Source organism: Dapis purpurea BLCC-M126, from assembly GCF_050015975.1.
In the GTDB taxonomy this organism is placed as follows: domain Bacteria; phylum Cyanobacteriota; class Cyanobacteriia; order Cyanobacteriales; family Microcoleaceae; genus Trichodesmium.
The window spans coordinates 12,248-35,161 of sequence record NZ_JBNHER010000291.1 but is presented as its reverse complement, the minus strand read 5'-3'; the positions used below and the strand labels follow the sequence as shown (position 1 = coordinate 35,161).

Genomic DNA, 22,914 nt, shown 5'->3' with positions numbered 1-22,914 from the left:
TTAAACCTGAATTATTTAATTAATAATTAATAATTAATAATTATTCGGTAAAATAACTTATGCAGAATAAAGAGGACATTCAAAAGAAGCGATCGCTTAAATTATGGGTTTAGTAAAAATTAGTAAGAATAATTATTATGTTTGTAGTTCTCCTTTAGCCCCTTAAATACTGAAAAAAGGGGATTGACAAAAAAAGTTGACATGATATTATTAAAAATAATCGTAATCAAAAACTTATGCTCATATTATAATAAATTATGCCAAAAAAACCATATTTTCCTGCTAGGCAATCTGATAACTGAAAAAATGATACAGTCTGGAAAAATCCTAAGACAACGCTACAAAATTATTGACACTCTCGGAAGTGGAGGATTTGGGGATACCTACTTAGCTGAAGATTTAGATTTACCAGGAAAACCAAAATGTGTAGTTAAACATCTATCACCTAAAAGTTCAGCTCCAGGAGTTTTGCCTGTTGCTCAAAGGTTGTTTGATAGAGAGGCAAAAACGTTATACAAACTAGGGAAAGACTCAGAGCAAATACCAAAATTATTTGCTCATTTCCAGGAAGGAACAGAATTTTACCTAGTACAAGAATATATAGAAGGGCACGATATAAGTAAAGAACTGACACTAGGGAAAAAACTAAGTGAATCTTATACCATTACCTTACTCAAAGGAATATTATCAACATTAGCAGTAGCTCACCAAAATAATATAATTCACCGAGACATCAAACCACAAAATTTGATGCGTCGAAAGTCGGATAGCAAAATAGTATTAATAGACTTTGGGGCAGTAAAAGAAATTAAAGTATTGGCAGTTGATGAAAAAGGATCAACTACTTTGACTGTACCTGTGGGAAGTGCAGGTTATATGCCAAATGAACAAAGTAATGGTAAACCAAAACTCAGTAGCGATATTTATGCAGTAGGGATGCTAGGAATAAAAGCACTCACAGGAAAAGATCCAAGAAGTTTCTCCAGAGATAAAAATACAGGAAATATAATCTGGCAGAATAAGGCACAAGTAAGCGATCGCCTAGCAAATATATTAGATAGGATGGTACGAGAGTATTTTCGAGAGCGTTATAAAATGCCACAGAAGCATTAGATGATATAGTGTCATTAATACCAAAACAGACATCAACGGTAGAAAACACAGTAATACTCAATCCATCAAAACCAACACAGACATCAACAGCAGAAACTACAGTAATACTCAAACCATCAACAGCAGAAACCACAGTAATACTTAACCCATCAAAACCAAAGCAGACATCAACAGCAGAAACCACAATAATACTTAACCCATCAACATCAAAACAGACATCAACAACTGATAACTGATAACTGAAAAAGGGGGGAGTTGACAAAAAAACTTGACATGGTATTATAAGCATAATGGGAAAGGTAAGCTCATACATACTCAAATAAATTAGGCCAAAAAAACCTTTCTTGCCTACTGAGATGAAGCAGTACCCCAAAAATTCTGATAACTGATAACTGAAAATTATGCAGCCAGGAAAAATCCTGAGAAATCACTACAAAATTATTCAGTTGCTCGGAAGCGGAGGTTTCGGAGATACCTACTTAGCTGAAGATATAGATTTACCAGGAAATCCAAAATGCGTTGTTAAACACCTATCACCTAAAACCTCAGATCCAGGAGTTTTGCCTATTGCTCAAAGGTTGTTTGATAGAGAAGCAAAGACTTTATACAAATTAGGCAGTGACTCAGACCAAATACCAAAATTATTTGCCCATTTTCAAGAAGGAACAGAATTTTACCTAGTACAAGAATATGTAGAAGGGCAAGATATAAGTAAGGAACTGACTCTAGGGAAAAAATTGAGTGAGTCTTATACCATTGCTTTACTTAAAGGAATATTATCAGCATTATCAGTAGCTCATCAAAATAATATAATTCATCGAGATATTAAACCGCAAAATTTGATGCGTCGGAAGTCGGATAACAAAATAGTATTGATAGACTTTGGGGCAGTAAAAGAAATAAGTGTATTAACCACACCTAACCAACAAGGTTCAACTACTTTAACTATCGCAGTCGGAACACCTGGATATATGCCAAGCGAACAAAGTAACGGCAGACCAAGATTAAGTAGCGATATTTATGCAGTGGGAATGGTAGGGATAAAAGCACTGACTGGGAAAAACCCAGGAAATTTACCAACAGACCAAGACACGGGAAATATAATCTGGCGGAATGAGGCACAAGTGAGCGTTCCTCTAGCAAATATATTAGATAAGATGGTGCGGGAGTATTTTCGAGAGCGTTATCAAGATGCCACAAAAGCATTAGATGCGTTGGGGGAAATAGTCAACCCACCCACGCCTACACCCACACCAAAAGTCAACCCACCCACACCCACACCCACACCAAAAGTCAACCAACTTACACCCACACCCACACCAAATAGCACAATTCCATCTCCACCCCAACCCCAACCTAATAAAACTAGAAGAAAAATATTGATATTAGGAGGTTTAGCAGGAAGTGGGTTTGCAGCAGCAATGTTGAGTAAAGATTGGTGGGATAGATTTTTTTTGCCAAAAGCATACTCGTCAAATTCGACTCAGAAATTTGAGACAGTCACAGTCAACCGAAAAGGAGAAATAATTAATCGCTCTCCAGGTCAAGCAGAAGTAATGACAGAAAACTTCGATAATGGAGTTTCCCTAGAAATGGTAAAAATTCCCGCAGGTAGATTTCTCATGGGATCTCCAGAGACAGAAGCAGGGAGAGAAGATAGTGAAAGTCCGCAACATTATGTAGATGTGCCAGAATTTTTCATGGGAAAATATCCAGTCACTCAAGCACAATGGCAAACAGTTATGGGAAATAATCCTTCCTTTTTTAAAGGTGCAAACCAAGCTGTAGAACAAGTAAGTTGGTACGACGCTAAAAAATTTTGTCAGAAACTATCAAAAATAACAGGTAAAAAATATAGTTTACCTAGTGAGAGTCAGTGGGAATATGCTTGTCGAGCAGGAACAACAACACCATTTTATTTTGGCGAAACTATAACGTCTGAGTTAGTTAACTATCGTAGCAGTTATACTTATGCTGATGAGAGGAAAAGTCATCTCTTAAAATTGAACCAAAAACAGCCAACTCAGATATTAAATGAATCTGACAAAATTTGGTTAATTCTTCTAAATTTATTTGTAGCCTTTGGTATATTATCAGTTGGTTTGGAGAGTGACTTAACATTTTTTCTTTAGAGTGTTTATATAGTTTTTCAAGGAGAAAATTTTTCTCCTGAATCCTGAATTATGAATACTTCTTCAAAAGTAATTATTAGACAGTGGGTAAATCAAACTTACCCACAAACAATTTCAGCCTAAATGATATAATAATTTTACTTATTTCACCAAAAAATAAAGGTTTAAAGCCCCTCCTTTTAAGTATAAAAAAGAAAAAAATCATTTTAGGCAATACTTCTATTACAGAAGAGGTAATTATTAATTATTAATTGTTCACACTTCGTCAGCCGCTTGCAAAATCAAACGACGAGCCACAGTTTGAGTACCAGTATGTTCAAAATAATTAGTAGTCATATCGAGAAAAGCCGCCAAATAATCTAATTTATCATCAGCAATTTCAACAAAACTTTGTAAATGATCGATAATCATTTGTGGATCTAATCCTCGTGACGAGACTAAATTACTCATCCAACCCCCAACCGCATCAAAACTATTACCAATAAAATCAAGCTTACCCTGAGTACTATCACCAGGAATCAAATTGTTTACCTTCTGAAACAAAGGATTTTGTTGCAAACCAGCAGAACTCATTCCTCCAATAATATCTCCCACGCGATCGACAAAATCAGGTCCCAGGGGAATCAACCCATCAAAACACACCAAAGCAACCATTCGCATCAAAGAAGGGCCACTATATTCTTCTGCCAAAGCTGCGGAAAAATCTCCTAAACTTTCTCTCGTAGGCATTCCATTTAATTTGCAGAAAGCAACCAACTCAGCTACCACCTTAATTGCTAAATCAACTGCCTGAGTTTTATCGGCTGATGGCGTTAATTTATTCAGGAAACCCAAGAAAGAGATTTTTTCACCAATTTTGTTGGCCATTGCTGCGGCACCCATAGCAGCATCAGCTTTATCCAAAGCTTTATAAGCCCAGATAGCGTCTTGATACCCTTGAGATTTGTCGTTATATATCCATAGAGCACGTTCACTAATTTGCTGAATTTTCTTAGGTTTATCTTTGCCAGTAACTTCCCTAACTGTATTTTCAAAGCCTACTAAATTGTTCCATTCTCCAGGTACGATGAAATCTAGAGCGCGTAATGCTGAAACTGTAATCCCACCATTGGGTAGATCATCGACTAATTTAATAATTGAATTGTTCATAATTTATTTGTCTGTATTAAATTTTTCTCCATTACATTTTATCTTCGTTCCGGAGACCATATTCCTATCCTATTTTGCATTGAGCAAATTTTTTGATAAGTAGTTCAAATAAAATAATTCTACTTTTACTATCCTTACAACAGTTTATAAAGTAAAGGAAAATATCATTCTGTGAAGCACTAAAAAAATTCGGAGGCGCAGGAAGATTTTCCCTTGCATCCTCAAAAAAATTGTGATAGTGTGTATTTATTGGGGTTTGTTCGTACCTACGTATGACTTTTTGTTCAACATAAAAACAGCATTTTACAGGCTAAGTATATATAAAGACTCAAAAGCGATCGCCAACAATACAGTAACGTTAGAAAAAAATTATTCCATGAAGCATCCAAAGAAAAGATTTCTGCCATAGAGACTTTGAGTAATAAAATCACACCGCGATCGCCACCATCATCAACCGAGGTATCATTCTGTGAAGCACTAAAAAAAACGGCGGGGCAGGGAAATTTTCCCTTGCATCCTCAAAAAAATTGTGATACTGTGTGTTTAATGGGGTACATTCGCACCTACGCATGACTTTTTATTCAACTTAAAAAGTATTTTGCAACTATTAGGAGGGAACAGTTAGAAAAACATTTTCTAATCTAAGATTCGTCATTCGCATAAGTCCTCACCAATTATTTCTTAGCTATAAAAATATTTAATTTCAGATTATAGCGATCGCCAAGCTTATAGAATTTTGAGGAAGCACTTTAGTAATATTTTTCCTTCAAGTTGATAAATAGTCTCTAATGAGGGTTTGCGCTCAAAAGTCTTTTAGTAGGGGTCGGAAACAGGAGACAGGAGAAATAGGAATTTAAAGGAAGTAGGAGTAAGAATTGTTCCTTAATTTTTCTATCATAGTCAGCCCAAAATACTAGCTTTTTGAGCTTTTTGCACCGAAAATCTGGCACTTTTTTGAACCCCAAAAAGACTAATACCTTTATTTATCAATACTTTGAGAACTAATCAGCAAGCCCTAATTATATTTAATATCATGTCTCTTTAAATAACCACTTCGGAAAAATTTAGGGAGTAGGGAGTAAGGAACAAAGGGAAATTTGAAGAATATTCTCTCTCATAGAGAAGAAAATCTTTATTATGGCATTCTTAATAAGACTTGATATAAGCATTCAGTTTTTAGCTTTTTAATAAACAATGTAAATAGATTTATGAGGTCAAGGGAGTGTGATTTGAGAGTAACTTTTAATTATTTCTCAATCTATCAATAACAATTCCTACTTAACTCAGTAATGGATTAATAGCTGATAGCTAATAACTGAATGCTGAATGCTTACAATTATATGCACCTAATTCTTTTAAATTAGTAATAGTTGAATTTGACAAACCTGTTACTCCTGAAATATCGATATTTTTATAAGGTCTATCGCCCTGAAAAGAATTAACTATTTTACACGCATTAATATCCCAAACTTGAAATTTTTCCCTATCTCTACCTATAACTAAAAAATTGGAATCTGAACTAAAAGCAAGAGACCAAATTGAGGAAAAATTTTCTTGTAATATTTCGATTGATTGACTATTTTTAATATCCCAAATATTTACAATTCCATCATAAGTACCATAAGCTATAAATTTACCATCATAACTACAAGCCATAGAAATAATTGGAGTACCAAATTTTCCTAAAGTCTCAATACATTCTCCAGTTGCTATATCCCAAAGTTTGATTATTCCAGTAGTTTGTCCACTAACTAAAATTAAGCCATTAAAATTAAATCTAATAATATAAGAAGCTTTTTCTTGTATAGTTCCCTTACATTCTCCGGTGACTATATCCCAAAATTTAATAATTGAATGACCGCCACAACTTGCAATTGTTTTTCCATCAGGACTAAAAGCAACAGAAAGTATCGGGCGAGAATGACCGTAGAAAGTTTTTAAACATTCTCCTGTTTGAGAATTCCAAATTTTTACAGTTCTGTCACTACTACCACTAACTATTTTCGTACTATCTGGGCTAAAAGCAATCGACCAAATACTATCATTATGTCCTTGCAATATTTTGTGAGATATTTGATGATTAGTAATTTCGTGAAGATTATTTTTAGTAAAGCTATCTATCTGCCAAACTCGGATAATATTGTTTTTATTACCGACATTTGCACAAGCTATAAATTTTTCATCAGAACTGATAATTAATGAAGAAAGCCAATCTTTATGTTCAAAAAAAGTAGATAGACATTGGTTAGTATTTATATCCCAAAGTTTAATTGTATTTTGACTACCACTAATAATTATTTGAGCATTTTTACTAAATACAACTGAATGAACAAAATCTGCACGACCTTGTAAAGTATTCAAGCATTTACCTGTAGTTATATCCCAGATTTTTACTGTTCTATCGACACTTGCTGTGGCTAATATATTTTTACTACTAAAAGTTAAGGCGTTAATTTCTGAAAGATGCCCTTCTAAATTTTGTAAATATAAACCTGTCTGAATATTCCAGACTTTAACAATTTTTTCTCCACTGCCAGTCGCTAAATTTTCACCATTAATACTAATATCAATCAAGGAAATATGATAGCTCTGAGATTTGAATGTATTTAAACATTTACAATTATGTACATCCCAAATTTTTACAGTTTTATTTTCTAAACTAGAAGCTAAAATCTGATTATTATCGATAATCTTGACTGATAAAATTACACCACTATTCGTATTAAAACTATTAATAACTGTTTTTGTATTGATATCCAACAAATAAACTACACCATTTTCACAACCAAAAGTTAAAAGACCTGTTTGAGGGGAAAGACTTAAGGCAGAAATACAACTCTCTGATTCAATCAATATATTTGAATTACCAGTTTCTAAATTCCAAGATATTATTTGTTTTTCTGAGTAACCAAATAACTGACTTCCATCGAAATTAAAAACAATATTTTTGACTATCTGATTGTTCGGTGAATTTAAAGTATAAATAGATTTTCCTGTAGCAATATCCCAGATTTTTATATTTCTATCTCTACTAGAACTAGCTATTTTTTGATTATCGGGACTAAAAGTAATAGAATCAACTATAGTTGTATGTTCTTGATGTTTAAAAATTTGTCGATTTTCTTGCCATTTCCACAAACAAACCTCACCATTAATACTTCCCGTAACTAAAAATTCTCCACTGGGACTAAAAGCCAAACTAAAAATAATACCAAAGGTATTAGTGAAAGTTGTTTTGGCAAAATTACTATTCGTAAAACTAACATTGTTTAAAATTATCCCCTGTAAATTTCCTTGGTAAATACTTAAATCAGAAAAATCTTTATCACTAATTTTTACAGATAAACTAGATAGTATATTCAGAATATTTCCCCCAACATATCCAGTAAAAGATGGAGACTTTTTGCGGAAGCGATCGAGCATTTTCATCAAATAACTCTCAATTTCCTCCTTACTACCTAAAGTCATTTCTAAACGTTCGATAATTGGTGTAATAATTAGACGTTTTTCTATTTCTTGAATATAATCCGATGCCGTAGCTTTAAGCAAAGCATGACTTTGAAATAGTAAAATTTCACCACAGATAATTTCGTGAGATACCCTTTCAATTAAATTTATAGTTACATATTCCATAACTACTGGTTGTAGAGAAAATTTAGAGCTATTGTGAATATCATCTCTAGTTTTTTCAATTAGGGAACGACGATGTAATGAATCTAATATTTCTAGTAAACTAAATTGATTAATCGATCTTAATTCCAGAGTCGATTCATTCCTATTCTCATGTTCAAACTTCGGTAATAACAAATCATCTTTTAATTCAGCTATAGCCACAGCATCTCTGTTGATAGCCAACCAATATAATACAGACTTTTCTAATTGTGATAAATGCTGAAATTGTCGATTAATCAGATTACAAATATCACCAAATACCGTTGTACTTTGAACCAGAAAATCATCAACATTACCATCGAATAAATCCAATATAGTAGTTGCGATAACTTTAAGATATAAAGGATTACCACCATAATTATTAATCAACTCTTGTAAATCTGAATCTCTAGTATCAACAATTCCTTTAGCTTTAAAAATTTCCTGGATTTCTGAAATACCCAAACCGCTAATTTGTAATGAACGAACAGGTAACTCTTTACCTTCAATAGCAGCAATTTCCTTTGGCTTTTCTCTAGAAGTAATTAGCAAACAACTTTGGTGATGTACTTCCCCCAATTTTTTAAAAAATTCACCATAATCCTCATATCCTTCCAGATAATTACCAGCATAATTACCATCAGAAAAAATAGTATCAACATTATCAAGAACTAATAAACAGCGTTGATTTTTTAGATATCCAACTAACTTATTAATTATCAAAGTAATATTTTTCCCTAAATCTGTTTCCTCTCCATTAGATAAAATTTGTAATAAATTAGTAATTATTTCTAAAAGTGGTGGTAAATTCCGTAAAGAAAACCAAATTGAATAATCAAAATATTGACTCAGATTTTTAGTAACTTTCGCTGATAAAGTTGTCTTCCCAATTCCACCAATTCCGATTAATGTAATTAAACGACAGCCATCATCCACAATCCATTCTTTAAGTATATTTAATTCTTCGGTACGACCATAAAAAATCGAAACATCTGGAGCTTCATCACAAAAATAATTATTTCGTTTATTATCCCTTGGTTTTTCAACCTTATTATTTACGACATCTAATTTTGTATAATCACTTTGATTTAACTCCAAACCAAAACCACGAAAAAAGCGATCTAAAGTCCGTTTGTCAACACCAACTTCTCGATTTAAAACTTTAGAAATTGTCGCCGGATCGAGTCGAGTTATTTCACTCAAAGTTTCAATAGTATAAGGTTTGACAGAATTTTCTTGACTTTCTTGAATTTGTTGAGCATTATTTAGTTTATGCCATCCCTCACTTGTCAGAATAACTCCTCGTTTACTTCTGCCTCGTCCAGTCATAGTAGAATCACTCATTATTTAGCTCTTATTCGTCCTAATCATAACGATCGTCAATCTGGAAGTTATGGATTTTTATGGAAGTTTTACATTTTTATTTTATTTTTCATTGACTATGATTTTGTCACAAAAATCTTGGAATTGTTAGGGTTCAGAAAATTTAATACTGAAATATACAAATAATTTTTTATAACTTCCCGAACTTCCCTGGTGTTAATAATGAACAGATGCAATGATACTTACAGATGGAATAACAAAGAGGTTCAATTTTTCCAGTTAATGATTATTTTGGCAATTTACTTTCATCTGTATTAATTGGTATTGGTGAAATCAGGTATGAAATTTGTATCAGAATCAGATTAATAGTCAGGAAAAAACTGTTTTAACTACTGACTATTGACTACTGACTACTGTACGGGAAATTCGTGAATCGCCCCTACTAAAAATCTTTTCCAGTTAATGGTTTGTTTTGCAATCTATTTCTGTATTAACTGGTATTGGTGAAATCAGGTATGAAATTTGTATCAGAATCAGATTAATAGTCAGGAAAAAACTGTTTTAACTACTAACTATTGACCACTGACTACTATACGGGCAATTCGCGAATTGCCTCTACTAAAAATCATACAATCACCCACCAACGCCTATTAACTAATAGTTAACCAATGGATAATTGATAATTAGAGATAGCTTTGATTAATCAATAATTGATAATTAGAGATAGTTTTAATTATCCATTATCAATTAAAAATATTTCCTTAGATTTAATTCCGTTACGGTTTTAATGAGAGGTAATTATCAATTATCCATTATCCACTATCCATTATCAATTAATGAAACGAGGTACATAATGACTCAAATCAACATGGATAATCTACCATTATGGGTTCAAGATAGAGAGACAGTATTAAAATCCAGTCAAAACGTAAAATGGCGTTATGGAGCAGCACCAGATTACACTACTTCTACTGAAAATCTAGCCAAAGAAAGTAACTACAGCCACCCTGAAAAATCCCTTGAATCAATCGTACAAAATTTAGTACGAACATTCGATGTTGAGGCAAATTTCAAAACAAATCCTCAAGACTGGTTAACTGTAGTTCAAGATAAATTCCGCATGAGTACAAATGGTGGAATAGATTATCAATTACAAGATTTAATCGACTCAGGTACTTACAAATTGTTGATTGGTAATACTCAACATTATAAAGCCTCAGAAGAAACTTTTCAGACTTCCACAAATCTCTTTCATACTGCATTTCCCGAAGGTTTTTTATGGGAAGTCGTAGAGGTTTATTCTCCACCACCAATAATTGCTGTTAAATGGAGACATTGGGGACATTTTTTAGGAAATTATAAAGATTATGTTTCTACAGGAGAGACAATTGAAGTTATTGGCATAAGTATTGTCAAAGTTAGTGATGATTTAAAGATTCTTTCATTAGAACACTATTATGACAATACAAAATTTTTAGATAGTCTAACATCCGGTGGTAAAGCTATTGCTGAAAAGCCACAAAAATCATCTGGAGAAACACAAACTTCTAATCCCTTACAACAGAAATTTATGGGTTTTATCAAAAACTTTTTGCGACTGAAAAAAAATCCACAAGTTTCTAATTCACGAGTTAGTCGCTGTCCTTTTGCAGCTTTTATACAGTAATACTAAATCCGGTTTATAAGACTTCTTGCAGAAGTCAGGGAATAGGTATGGAGGGAATAGGGGGGAGAAAATTGTTGATTCTATATCTTGAATTGGTTTAATTAAAAATTTTGCCAGAGTTTGATAGAACCAATTTGGTATTTTTGTCCGCAATTAAATTTTTGAGTTATAGTCGGGAGTGGAATAGAGGCAATACACCGAAAAGATTGAAAAATACTCCTCCTACTTCTTCTCCCCTACTCCCTTACTTTTAAGATTAGAATCAGATTTTTCCGCTCATCAAATCTTTTCATCCATCGCTCTTTAGTGAAAAAGCACAAACATTTTCATTCTCTGAAGCTTCTGAAAAAAAATTGTTACGTCAAAGAATTTTCGGTTGCATCCCCACAACAATTCTGATATCATAAAAACTATCTGTAATTTTTTGCCTTTTTATATGACTTTTTGTTCAACTTAATTTCTTTATTAAGTTAAGAGGTGATCGTTATATTCAGGAATTCTGCCTCAGAACAATACGAGAAATATTTTCATCTTGTGAAGCTCCGATAAACTATATGCTTGTTTTTGTCTAATTAAATCTTTCCATCCATCCCTTGCTTCTTAGTGGAAAAGCACAAACATTTTCATTCTCTGGAGCTCCTGAAAAAAAATTCGGTGTGTTAAAGGATTTTCGGTGCATCCTCACAAAATTTCTGATATCATAAAAACTGTTTTAGGTTGTTTGCCTATATGCATGATTTTTTATTCAACCAACAACATTATAGTTTCTCAGCGATAGAAATCCATTCCGCTTCAATTAAATTGGTGGTAACTCCAAAGATATTTGCCCTAATAAGCCCTTGCGAAAATCATCCAAAATTCGTCTAGAAGTACGCTCAATATCTCCTTGATGAATCCGATCTGCTACCTCGTGTAAATAACCTTCACCTGTATAATTATTAGCTTTTAACCCATAACGAGACTCTAAACAAGAAGCAGAAACAAAACTATTACTATCAAGCTCTAAAGACATTAATAAATCAATCAAATTAGCAGCTATTAGTTGATTATCATAAGCAGCATCCCCAATATCTTCACAAATAGCCAACTTAATGGCATCCTCTGGATTTTTAATCCTACTAGGAATTACCCCAGGGGCATCCAACAATTCAATCTCATCAGAAATACGTACCCATCTTAATTGCTTAGTCACACCAGCACGCCTCGCACTTTCAACAACCTTCCTCTTCAACAACCTATTAATCAGAGCAGACTTTCCCACATTAGGAAAACCAATAACCACAGCACGAACAGGACGAGGTAACATCCCGCGATCGCGCCTTCTTTGATTAACAGCACGACCAGCTTCCCGCGCGGCCTTGGCCACACCCTTCACCCCATCACCCAACTTAGCATTAGTAAAATAAGGCACTTGTCCCTTAGCTTCAAACCATTCCTGCCACATCTTCATCACATCCGAAGAAATCATATCCATGCGGTTCAATACCAATACCCGCGCCTTATTCCCCACCCACTCAGATACCTGGGGATGATTAGTAGTTAGTGGGATACGAGCATCTCGAACCTCTAGAACCACATCAACTCGTTTCAGTTGTTCTTTCAGATTTCGTTCGGCCTTCGCAATATGGCCAGGATACCATTGAATAGTCATTTCAGTTATCAGTTATCAGTAAATCTACTTAAAGTCAAAGGCTTGAAATAACGAAAAAAAGTGCCAGCTTTTCGGTCAAGAAAGCTCAAAAAACTAGCACTTTGTGCAAGAGTTGAGCAGAAAAATTAAGGGACAAATATATCCGACTACCTTCTCTATTATTCTTCGTTCCTCCTGTCTTCCCCTGCTGGGAGGGGTTAGGGGTGGGTTGTCTCCTGTCTGCTGTCTCCTACCCCTACTAAAAGACTTTTGAGCGCAAACCCTATTCAGATGTACCATCTTATTGTGATTTAGGGAAATCTTTGATGCAAATTACCAATACGATTCATTTCCGAAACCTAAAAGGAGATATTTTTGGCGGCTTGACTGCTGCAGTAGTGGCCTTACCAATGGCACTAGCTTTCGGAATTGCTTCTGGAGCAGGTGCTGCTGCAGGGTTGTGGGGAGCAATCTTAGTCGGATTTTTTGCCGCTTTATTTGGTGGCACCCCTAGTCTTATCTCCGAACCCACCGGACCAATGACTGTCATTGTTACTGCTGTTATCGCCGAATTAATGGCCGTAAATCCCGAAAGTGGTCTGGCAATGGCCTTTACCGTGGTGATGATGGCGGGTATCTTTCAAATCCTATTTGGAGTCCTGCGATTGGGGAAGTATATTACCATGCTTCCTTATAACGTCATTTCTGGTTTTATGACAGGAATTGGCGTGATTCTGATTTTTTTGCAAATTGCACCGTTTATCGGTCAAGAAACTCCCTCTGGTGGAGTAATTGGTGTGATTAGGGCTTTCCCTAATTTGATTACCAATATTAATCCATGGGAAACATTGTTAGGGTTAATTACTCTAGGAATTTTGTTCTTTTGTCCCGCCAAACTAAAAAAGTTAGTCCCTCCCCAACTGGTGGCTTTGGTAATTGGTACGGCGATTTCTTTGATTTTCTTTGGAAACATTGAAATTCGGACTATCGCTACAATTGGAGAAATTACCCCCGGTTTGCCACAACTGCAAATGCCTACATTTACCGCTGAAAATTTACGGTTAATGTTTGTGAATGCTATGGTTTTGGGTATGGTGGGTTCTATTGATTGCCTATTAACTTGTTTGGTTTCAGATAGTTTGACTAGAACTGAACATAAATCGAATAAGGAATTAATCAGTCAAGGGGTGGCGAATTTAATTACAGGTTTATGTGGTGGAATTGCTGGATCTGGAGCCACAACGGCAACTGTAGTTAGTATCCAAGCCGGGGGACGTACCGCTTTATCTGGGATTAGTCGTGCTTTAGCTCTATTGATTGTTGTGTTATGGGCGGCACCTTTAACTTCCGGAATTCCTCTAGCTGTATTAGCAGGAATTGTCTTAAAGGTAGGAATTGATATTATTGATTGGGGTTTCCTTAAACGGGTTCACAAAATTTCTTGGAAGGCTGCCGGAATTGTTTATAGTGTGGTGCTACTCACGGTATTTGTGGATTTAATGGTGGCAGTTGCGGTGGGAGTTTTTATCGCCAATATTTTAACTATTGAACGTCTCGAAGAAATGCAATCTAATTCTGTCAAAGCGATTACTGATGCGGACGATAAAATCGTAATGACTGAGGAAGAAAAGCAAATTTTGGAATTGGCAAATGGTCGAGTTTTGCTGTTTCACTTGAGCGGGCCAATGATTTTTGGAGTAGCCAAAGCGATTTCCAGAGAACATAGTGCCATTAGTAATTATGATGTATTGATTGTCGATTTGAGTGAAGTGCCAATTCTAGGGGTGACTTCTTCTTTGGCAATTGAAAATGCTATTCAAGAGGCGATCGATGCTGAACGAAATATAATTATGGTTGGAGCAACTGGAAAGGTAAAACGTCGGTTAGAAAATCTGGGAATTGCTGGCTTAATTCCAGAGAATTACTGGATGGGCGATCGCCTGACTGCACTTAAGGAAGGTTTACAAATAGTGGGACAAAAACAAAGCTCTAGGTATCAAGATATCCCAAAATCTGCTTTTCCCAGTTCTTGACATACTCCTGACGCTCCCCTACGGGAGAGCGCGGGATTCTTCAGCCAGAGAAAAACTGACCGCAGTTTTCACAGAAGTGATGTCCTCCTCCTGTGTTGACAAAAATCCTATTTTTGGCGTTGCACAATCAGGAATGATTAAATCCAAAAGTAGATATTTTTGGATAACTTTAATTCTCTCAGTTTTAACCAGAGGCAATTATCAATTATCCATTATCCATTATCAATTAATGAACCCAATCTAAGGCACTACTAAAATTGGACAAGGAGACAGATTAATAATCCGATTACTGACACTATCAGTAGCTCCTTCCTCAGTCAAACCTCCTCGGGAGCCAATCACAATTAAATCAGCTTCAATATCATCAGCCACATCACAGATAGTAAAAGCTGGATGGCCTTCTCTTTGTACAGTTTCAACTTCAATACCCTGCTGGGTAAAAATAGATTTGGCCTCCTCTAACAGTTGAGTAACTGTTTCCGAGGAAGTCATTTCTGGGTGAAATGGCTCCTGGCCTTCCGAAACTACTTCCACCACTGATACTAATACCAGGCGAGACTGATATGTTTTGACAATGTTAATCACTTTATCCGCAGCTTCGCGGGCTTCTCGGCTAAGGTCTACAGGAAATAGAACAGTTTTAAACATAGAAATATATTTGGGGCACGGACTCCGATAAAATGTTTACGGTGAACGAATTGTTGTAACTTAATTCTATCTGTTTATGGGCCAATAATCTGACCTTATAGATAGATATAGATATAGATTAAGACAAATACTTAGGAGATTAATCCTGTGACAAAAAAAACTGTAGCAAATTTATCAGCATCTGACTTATCTGGCAAAAAGGTACTCATGCGGGCGGATTTTAACGTGCCTGTTGATAATGGTAGTATTACAGATGATACTCGGATTCGGGCAGCTCTTCCCACAATTCAAGATTTAATTGGTAAGGGAGCAAAAGTTATCTTGACTAGCCACTTTGGACGTCCAAAGGGAAAAGTAAATGAGGATATGCGTCTGACTCTTGTGGGAGAAAGACTCTCTGAAGTATTGGGTAAGGAAGTTAAGAAGTGTGACGACTGTGTTGGTGAGGCAGTAACTTCTACTGTGGCAGCGATGCAAGATGGTGATGTAGTGTTGCTGGAGAATGTTCGCTTCTACGCTGGAGAGGAAGGAAATGATCCAGAGTTTGCCAAGCAACTTGCTTCTGTGGCAGATGTATATGTGAATGATGCTTTTGGAACTGCTCACCGCGCTCATGCTTCCACTGAGGGCGTGACTAAATATTTGAGTCCTTCTGTGGGTGGTTATTTAATTGAGAAGGAATTGAAATTCCTCCAAGGTGCAATTGATGATCCTAAAAAACCTTTGGCTGCTATTATTGGTGGTTCTAAGGTTTCTAGTAAAATTGGTGTGATTGATGCTTTGTTGGATAAGTGCGATAAGTTGCTCTTGGGTGGCGGTATGATTTTCACTTTCTACAAAGCTCGTGGTTTAAGTGTTGGTAAGTCTTTGGTTGAAGACGATAAGTTGGAGTTGGCTAAGTCTCTGGAAGCTAAGGCAAAAGAGAAAGGTGTGGAGATGTTGTTACCTACTGATGTAGTTGTAGCTGATAAGTTTGACGCAGAAGCTAATACTCAAACAGTTAGTGTTGAAGCTATTCCGGATGGTTGGATGGGTTTGGATATTGGTCCTGACTCTGCAAAGGTTTTCCAAGATGCTTTAGCAGACTGCAAAACTGTAATTTGGAATGGTCCGATGGGCGTGTTTGAGATGGAGAAGTTTGCTAAAGGTACTGAAGCGATCGCTCGTACTCTTGCTGATAAGCAGGATGCTATCACTATTATTGGTGGTGGTGACTCCGTTGCTGCAGTGGAGCAGTTAAATTTAGGTGAAAAAATGAGTCACATTTCTACTGGTGGTGGTGCTAGTTTGGAATTATTGGAAGGTAAAGAGTTACCTGGTATTGTTGCTTTAGATGAAGCGTAAATAATGGATAATTGATAATGGATAATGAATAATGCAGGACTTACGCAAAATGTCGCATTATACGCTATCTGTAGTAAGGGTGATTAACGTTTACGGAGCATGACCTTAGGAAATCACCCCTACAAGATGTGGTGGTTATGGGTAAGTCCTGTAATGAAAACTATCTCTAATTATTAATTATTAATTACTTCTAGGGATTAATTATCAATTATCAATTATTAATTATCAATTGCTAAGTGCTTCTCTTTGATGTCTCCAGGGGTTAAAACACCCTGGATTCTAAGCGGAGGTTCTTATGCGGGCGCTATTGCCACGCAACGCACTGCTTACGATATTTTTTAGTCAGATTATTTAACTGATATCGTTGCGGAAGCATCAAAACTTCCCTACTGACCTTGGCCAAGTCTAAACTTAGCTGTATCGCTACTTTTCTGATAATATTTCCGGCACCATTGGCATCGGCATTAATTAATTTGCCTACTGCTGAACGGTACAAACCACGATTAACACGCTTTCCTGATGCTTCCCACCTTTCGGGTTTTTCACCAAATGTCGGCAGAAAATCATCATCTAAAAACGATGCCTTAGAAGTATACGATTCCTCAGTCTCAACAAACTCAATCCCATACTGCTTAGATAATTCAGCTATCCGGGCTTTTAACTTGGCCGTAGGTATTTGAACGAACTGCTGGTTATTTATCTTGCCAATGTTAATACTATCTTTTTGGCCTTGATTCCAACCGAAAACTATCGTACCTATTTGATGCTCAATGCACCAGTTGATAACAAATCTAGCTGCTTTGTTAACATTATCCCGCATCATTCGGTTACGCTTTTCAGTAATAGTTGCTAAGTTATCATCCCAGTAGTCACCAGGCTTGTCTGATTTTATTTTAGCTACTTGCTTGTTGTACCATTGATTTTGAGATTTAACCACTTTGCCATCAATTATAAAAGCCTTGCCTACATTACTCACGCAGGTTAGCCAAATCAAGATAATCAACAAGAAGTTCTGCGAGAAAGTTGTATAGTTGATGCTTATAGTTGTTATTTTGGTTGGTTATATACAAAAGGTTTAATAGATAGGACTTAGGCAGTACAAGGAATTTTCGTCATTGCGACTGACAGGGAAGCAATCTCAAATCCTGATTTTTCCTACCTCATGCGTAAGTCCTGATAGAATAAAGCAGAAAGCCCCAATGCTTTGAAATTCAAATCCTCCACAAAAATTATTTCACTTTGGTTTCACCGAAAAATTGGGTTTGAAGCCTCCCGCTTATAGGGGGACTTTTATTTTTTTTCTTTGATAAGTATGCTATAATATTGTTAGTTTAAAAATGCAATTATGAAAGCTAGATATAAGTATCGTATCTATCCAACACCGGGACAAAAATACCAATTAGCTAAACTATTTGGCTGTGTCCGTGTGGTCTGGAATGATAGCCTAGCTTTCTGTACAGAACAATACAAATCAGGAGCGAACAAACCCACCAATTCTGAACTACAAAAACAGTTTATTACCCAAGCAAAAAAGACTGAAGATAGAGAATGGTTGTCGGATGTTTCAGTTGTACCATTGCAGCAATCTTTGAATGACTTAAACCAGGCTTATCAAAACTTTTTCTCTTCAACAAAAGGCAAAAGAAAAGGTAGAGTTGTTAAACCTCCGCGATTCAAAACTAGAAAGTCAAGACAAACTGCTAGGTTTACCTTGAGAGGGTTTAAAGTTTATCAGAATAAAGTTTATTTAGCTAAGATTGGCAAGCTAAAAATAGTCTGGTCAAGAGAGTTACCTGCTGCTCCATCATCAGTAACAGTTATTAAAGATTCAGCTAATAGATATTTCTTGAGTTTTGTAGTAGAAATACAACCGGAAATTTTGCCTAAAACTGATAATTCAGTAGGTATAGATTTAGGAATTAAAACATTTGCTACTTTGAGCAATGGTGAGAAAATTGATGCTCCCAAACCATTAAAGAAAAGAATTAAGAAATATCGGAAGTTAAGTAAATCATTATCTAAGAAAACTAAAGGTACAAATCGTTATAAAAAAGCTCGGCTGAGAATAGCAAAATTCCATGGCAAACTGAAAGACACAAGAACCGATTTTTTGCATAAATTATCAACTAAAATAATTCGTGATAACCAAACAATTGTTTTAGAAGATTTGAATGTTTCTGGTATGGTGAAAAACCGGAAATTGTCTAGAGCGATTTCAGATTTAGGTTGGCGACAATTCAGGACCTTATTAGAAGGAAAAGCAGAAAAATATAGTAGAGATTTTAGAGTGATTGATAGATGGCTAGCAACCTCTCAAATCTGCTCTGCTTGCGGTTTCAAAGGTGGAAAATTAGACCTTTCAATTCGCGAGTGGGAGTGTCTGAACTGTGGGGCGCGACATGATCGCGATGAGAACGCAGCCATCAATATATTAGTCGCGGGCGGGCAGTCCGAGACATTAAACGGACGTGGAGGCAAGCGTCAGACTACCGTCAAGGGAGCAGTAGCCTGTGAAGCGTCAACCCGCCGAGGAGCTACGGCTCGGTAGGAATCTCCGCGCCTTTTAGGCCGGAGAGGATGTCAAAAATGGTGTGCTGTCTCAAAAAAGAAGTTCTTTCTTTATAGAAAGAATTTTTTCGTGCAGCGACCTAATTTTTTATTTTCAGCCAGCGTCGTAAATCTTTCTTCTTATTCTTCAGTTTCCTTGTATATAATCCGGCTAAAAAGTCGTCATTGCGAGGAAAGGAAACAATCTTATATAAAGTCCGGTTATAGCAATGAGCGCTCACATATTTGCATACTACTATTGTCATCAAGTGCAATACAAAGCTCTACTAATATTACCAATACTTTGAATTTACTACATTAGTAATTATTTGTATCATGTAAACACACCAGCGCTCATTGCTATATATAGTATAGCGAGGCTAGTGAGGTACACTTTTATCTTGCTTCTCTTGTTGGCTGTTGCCTAAAGTCTAAAGCCTAAAGCCTAGAATTTTGTACCTCACCAGTATGGGAATTGCTATATATTTGACATCTCCAGGGGTTGAAACACCCTGGATTCTGTGGCAAATCCACCGCAAATGGGACGGGGCGTTTAAAGTGCGGAAGTAAATTCCGCACGCAGCCCCTCATAAATCCGCATTTGCTTAAAGCCTGTCAACAGACTTCTAGACTCCTCGGCGTAAATCAAAAATTTAGCTGTGAGCTTACTTTCAGAGTGGTTTTACTCAAGATATTGGAGCAATAAATCGCTGCTTTAGCTGCATTACTTGCTTTCAGCCGTCGTAGGAAATTAATTCCCCGTCTCCTGTCCGCCGGAATCTCACCGCACTAGCTAGAGGTCATGGCGACAAACCTTGTTCTTACTTATATTCCAACCATTATAACAGACTTTGACTCCGGGTTGAAACCCGCGCGTCGTTATTCAACCAGGGAATAAATCCCCCTGGCTAACTTCCTCCCGTCGTTTTTTATGTTTATAATTCTATCTACACTTCAATATCCCCATCTCCTCATCTCCCCATCTCCCCATCTCCCCATCTCCCCATCTCCCCATCTCCCCATCTCCCCATCTCTCCATCTCTCCATCTCCCCATTTCCCCATCTCCCCATCCCAACTATATAAACTATATAACAAGTATTCAACCGGATTTGATATTAGGGGTTTAGGAGATTGCTTCCTTTCACTCCCTTCGAGTCGCAATGACTAGGCTATAGTAATTGTCCAGTTTATTTTTTGGAGATGTCCACTACGGAGAGATCCACTACATAATTATACTTAAGAGGTCTCACAGAGACTTTTATGAAGATTCGATGAAGAGAAAATAGAAATTTGATGAAGATTTGGTGAAGATGTAAGGAAAATCTGTTTTTGCTCTTGTAATCTTCCGGAACAACAGAATAAGATGAACACATCAAACAAACAAATCTTATGGAGTTTTACCAAATCATGTTAAAGAAGACTTTATTCGCTGCTGCTACCACTATCACTGTTGTTGGTTCCTCTCTACCTGCTTTTGCCAATGTTCCTATACCCGGCGGCGGCAGTGGTGGTACTCAAAGAGTGCCTGAACCCATGAGTGTTATCGGTCTGATTGCATTTGGTGGTGGCAGTTTGCTAGCAGTAAAGCGTGGAGAGTCACACAAAAAAGCGAAGTAAGAAAGGTTAAGTCCTATTGGGGTGACAGCTATATAACTGTCACCTTTAATTATCTATTCCATTTACATCCTTGCTTCATACCAATTTCCTCAAGTATAGCTACACATCATATCTCAAGTAATCAAATCATATAAATAATATTAACTTAAGATAAGTACTATAGCCTAACTTTGCAGAATTGGTATTACTTATTTTCATAAAACTAGTATTACTTTTTGCAATATACAATACTATGCTCAATCTTGACAATCTTAAAAATGCCTTGCCTACTGAGGTTACAGTTACCGCTATCCAAAGAAATATTTCAGAAGGCGGACCTCAAGGTCAAAACTTGGATATACCCTTGGGCGCTCCCAGCTATTTTGACTTGAAAATCAATGATCCTACTAACATTCTCAATGGTTCTTTTGATAGTTATTGTATAGATTTTGAGACAATATTGGAACCTGTTGGATTAGATTATAATGGTGACGGGGACACTGACGATCAAAATGTTAACCTGCCAACTTTAGGTGTTGATGCTAACGAGGTAGCTCCAGAAGATTTCTCAGCTTCAGTCTACTCTAGCTATGATACAAGTATCTATGATCAATTAACAGATCGTGGGGTACAGAATCCTGAGAATTTGGCTACAGTCAATTGGTTAATTAATAACCAGGACACTTTTATCGATCAAGGATTTACTGCTGCTGATATCCAAACAGCGATTTGGGAGTTAGTAGATAGTCCCTCAACTATCAGTGAAGCTTTCAGAAATTATGCCACTGATATGTTTGGTGGAATTAATGATGACAATGTGGCTGCAATTGTGGCTGAAGCAAATAATAATGCTGATTTTGTCCCCCAGGCAGGAGAAAAAGTAGCTGTTATCCTTGTACCACCAGGTAACAATCAAATCATCATTGCTGGTGTAGAGTTATCTACATTTAAAGGTTCCATCGGTGATACTATCTTCCGGGATGATAACGCAGATGGTGTACAAGATGCAGGAGAAGAAGGCATTGAAAATGTCACAGTTGAGTTAATAGACAAAGGAGCTGATGGTGAACTAGGTGGAGGAGATGATACAGTCATTGAAACTCAAACCACAGATGCGAATGGTGAGTATCTGTTTGAAGATCTCCCTACTGGTAATTATGCAGTAGTAGTAACTGATGAAAACAATGCTTTAGATGGTTTAGATCAGACTGCAGATCCGGATGCTGAACTGGACAATATGTCCATGGTGGAATTAGCGCCTGGAGAGAATAACCTAGACCAAGACTTTGGTTATGACGCTCCCACAGGTTCTATCGGTGACACAATCTTCCGAGATGACAACGCTGACGGAGACCAAGATGCTGGAGAAGAGGGAATCTCTGGAGTAGAAGTCCGACTAACCGACAAAGGAGATGACGGAGTATTCGGTACAGATGATGATGTAGTTATCGGCACTGAAACTACTGATGCAGATGGTAAGTATCTGTTTGATGGTTTAGATGCCGGAAACTATCAAGTAGAAGTCCTCAACAACAACGGTGCTCTAGATGGTTTAGACCAAACTGCTGACCCTGATGGAACTTTAGACAATGGTTCCATGGTGGAATTAGCACAAGGGGAAGACAACCTAGACCAAGACTTTGGTTATGACGCTCCCACAGGTTCTATCGGTGACACAATCTTCCGAGATGACAACGCTGACGGAGACCAAGATGCTGGAGAAGAGGGAATCTCTGGAGTAGAAGTCCGACTAACCGACAAAGGAGATGACGGAGTATTCGGTACAGATGATGATGTAGTTATCGGCACTGAAACTACTGATGCAGATGGTAAGTATCTGTTTGATGGTTTAGATGCCGGAAACTATCAAGTAGAAGTCCTCAACAACAACGGTGCTCTAGATGGTTTAGACCAAACTGCTGACCCTGATGGAACTTTAGACAATGGTTCCATGGTGGAATTAGCACAAGGGGAAGATAATCTAGACCAAGACTTCGGTTATGACGCTCCCACAGGTTCTATCGGAGACACAATCTTCCGAGATGACAACGCCGACGGAGACCAAGACGATGGAGAAGCAG

The 22,914-nt window shown here is 36.6% G+C and carries 16 protein-coding genes; 10 read left to right on the top strand and 6 right to left on the bottom strand.

Annotated features, from left to right (window positions below):
- The first annotated feature begins 306 nt into the window (after positions 1-306).
- The 3 genes from ACP6PL_RS26560 (at position 307) to ACP6PL_RS26550 (ending at position 3,245) form a co-directional block, all read left to right on the top strand.
- Complete coding sequence (locus ACP6PL_RS26560) at positions 307-1,113, top strand: protein kinase domain-containing protein (protein ID WP_426548342.1); 807 nt, start codon at positions 307-309, stop codon at positions 1,111-1,113.
- An 8-nt stretch (positions 1,114-1,121) separates the two neighbouring features.
- The gene (locus tag ACP6PL_RS26555; protein ID WP_426548341.1) at positions 1,122-1,349 is read left to right on the top strand and encodes a hypothetical protein; all 228 of its coding nucleotides are present in this window, start codon (positions 1,122-1,124) and stop codon (positions 1,347-1,349) included.
- Positions 1,350-1,514: 165 nt separating this feature from the next.
- On the top strand, positions 1,515-3,245 hold the full coding sequence (locus ACP6PL_RS26550; RefSeq protein ID WP_426548340.1) for a bifunctional serine/threonine-protein kinase/formylglycine-generating enzyme family protein: 1,731 nt from the start codon (positions 1,515-1,517) through the stop codon (positions 3,243-3,245).
- Positions 3,246-3,500: 255 nt separating this feature from the next.
- Here ACP6PL_RS26550 and ACP6PL_RS26545 read toward each other — a convergent pair whose 3' ends face one another.
- Entirely contained in the window at positions 3,501-4,394 is an 894-nt protein-coding gene (locus ACP6PL_RS26545; protein WP_426548339.1) for a hypothetical protein, read from the bottom strand.
- Between the two features lie 414 nt (positions 4,395-4,808).
- On the opposite strand from ACP6PL_RS26545, the gene ACP6PL_RS26540 reads away from it, so the two are divergent.
- Complete coding sequence (locus ACP6PL_RS26540; protein ID WP_426548338.1) at positions 4,809-4,967, top strand: hypothetical protein; 159 nt, start codon at positions 4,809-4,811, stop codon at positions 4,965-4,967.
- Positions 4,968-5,702: 735 nt separating this feature from the next.
- Here ACP6PL_RS26540 and ACP6PL_RS26535 read toward each other — a convergent pair.
- Entirely contained in the window at positions 5,703-9,389 is a 3,687-nt protein-coding gene (locus tag ACP6PL_RS26535; RefSeq protein WP_426548337.1) for a WD40 repeat domain-containing protein, read from the bottom strand.
- 832 nt (positions 9,390-10,221) lie between these two features.
- On the opposite strand from ACP6PL_RS26535, the gene ACP6PL_RS26530 reads away from it, so the two are divergent.
- A complete protein-coding gene (locus ACP6PL_RS26530) occupies positions 10,222-11,034 on the top strand; it encodes a SnoaL-like polyketide cyclase (protein WP_426548336.1) in 813 nt (270 codons plus the stop codon).
- Between the two features lie 796 nt (positions 11,035-11,830).
- Here ACP6PL_RS26530 and ylqF read toward each other — a convergent pair.
- Positions 11,831-12,685 (bottom strand): ribosome biogenesis GTPase YlqF, encoded by an 855-nt coding sequence (gene ylqF, locus ACP6PL_RS26525; RefSeq protein ID WP_426548335.1) that lies wholly within the window; start codon positions 12,683-12,685, stop codon positions 11,831-11,833.
- A gap of 305 nt (positions 12,686-12,990) precedes the next feature.
- Here ylqF and bicA point away from each other — a divergent pair, with 305 nt between their 5' ends.
- Entirely contained in the window at positions 12,991-14,697 is a 1,707-nt protein-coding gene (bicA, locus tag ACP6PL_RS26520) for a bicarbonate transporter BicA (RefSeq protein WP_426548334.1), read from the top strand.
- 240 nt (positions 14,698-14,937) lie between these two features.
- Here the strand turns inward: bicA and ACP6PL_RS26515 are convergent, their stop codons facing one another.
- Positions 14,938-15,345, bottom strand: coding sequence for a universal stress protein (locus ACP6PL_RS26515; RefSeq protein WP_426548333.1), 408 nt, complete (start codon positions 15,343-15,345; stop codon positions 14,938-14,940).
- A 147-nt stretch (positions 15,346-15,492) separates the two neighbouring features.
- Between ACP6PL_RS26515 and ACP6PL_RS26510 the strand changes: the two genes are divergently transcribed.
- Entirely contained in the window at positions 15,493-16,689 is a 1,197-nt protein-coding gene (locus ACP6PL_RS26510) for a phosphoglycerate kinase (protein WP_426548332.1), read from the top strand.
- Positions 16,690-16,993: 304 nt separating this feature from the next.
- On the opposite strand, the gene ACP6PL_RS26505 is transcribed toward ACP6PL_RS26510, so the two are convergent.
- Positions 16,994-17,665 (bottom strand): IS200/IS605 family accessory protein TnpB-related protein, encoded by a 672-nt coding sequence (locus ACP6PL_RS26505; protein ID WP_426548343.1) that lies wholly within the window; start codon positions 17,663-17,665, stop codon positions 16,994-16,996.
- Between the two features lie 369 nt (positions 17,666-18,034).
- On the opposite strand from ACP6PL_RS26505, the gene ACP6PL_RS26500 reads away from it, so the two are divergent.
- Positions 18,035-19,237, top strand: coding sequence for an RNA-guided endonuclease InsQ/TnpB family protein (locus tag ACP6PL_RS26500; protein WP_426548331.1), 1,203 nt, complete (start codon positions 18,035-18,037; stop codon positions 19,235-19,237).
- A gap of 942 nt (positions 19,238-20,179) precedes the next feature.
- Here the strand turns inward: ACP6PL_RS26500 and ACP6PL_RS26495 are convergent.
- Positions 20,180-20,398 (bottom strand): hypothetical protein, encoded by a 219-nt coding sequence (locus ACP6PL_RS26495; RefSeq protein ID WP_426548330.1) that lies wholly within the window; start codon positions 20,396-20,398, stop codon positions 20,180-20,182.
- A gap of 246 nt (positions 20,399-20,644) precedes the next feature.
- Between ACP6PL_RS26495 and ACP6PL_RS26490 the strand changes: the two genes are divergently transcribed.
- Positions 20,645-20,854 carry a PEP-CTERM sorting domain-containing protein gene (locus ACP6PL_RS26490; protein ID WP_426548329.1) on the top strand — a complete coding sequence of 70 codons (210 nt, stop codon included), beginning with the start codon at positions 20,645-20,647 and terminating at the stop codon, positions 20,852-20,854.
- Positions 20,855-21,086: 232 nt separating this feature from the next.
- On the top strand, positions 21,087-22,914 hold a 1,828-nt coding region (locus ACP6PL_RS26485; protein ID WP_426548328.1), incomplete at its 3' end, for an SdrD B-like domain-containing protein.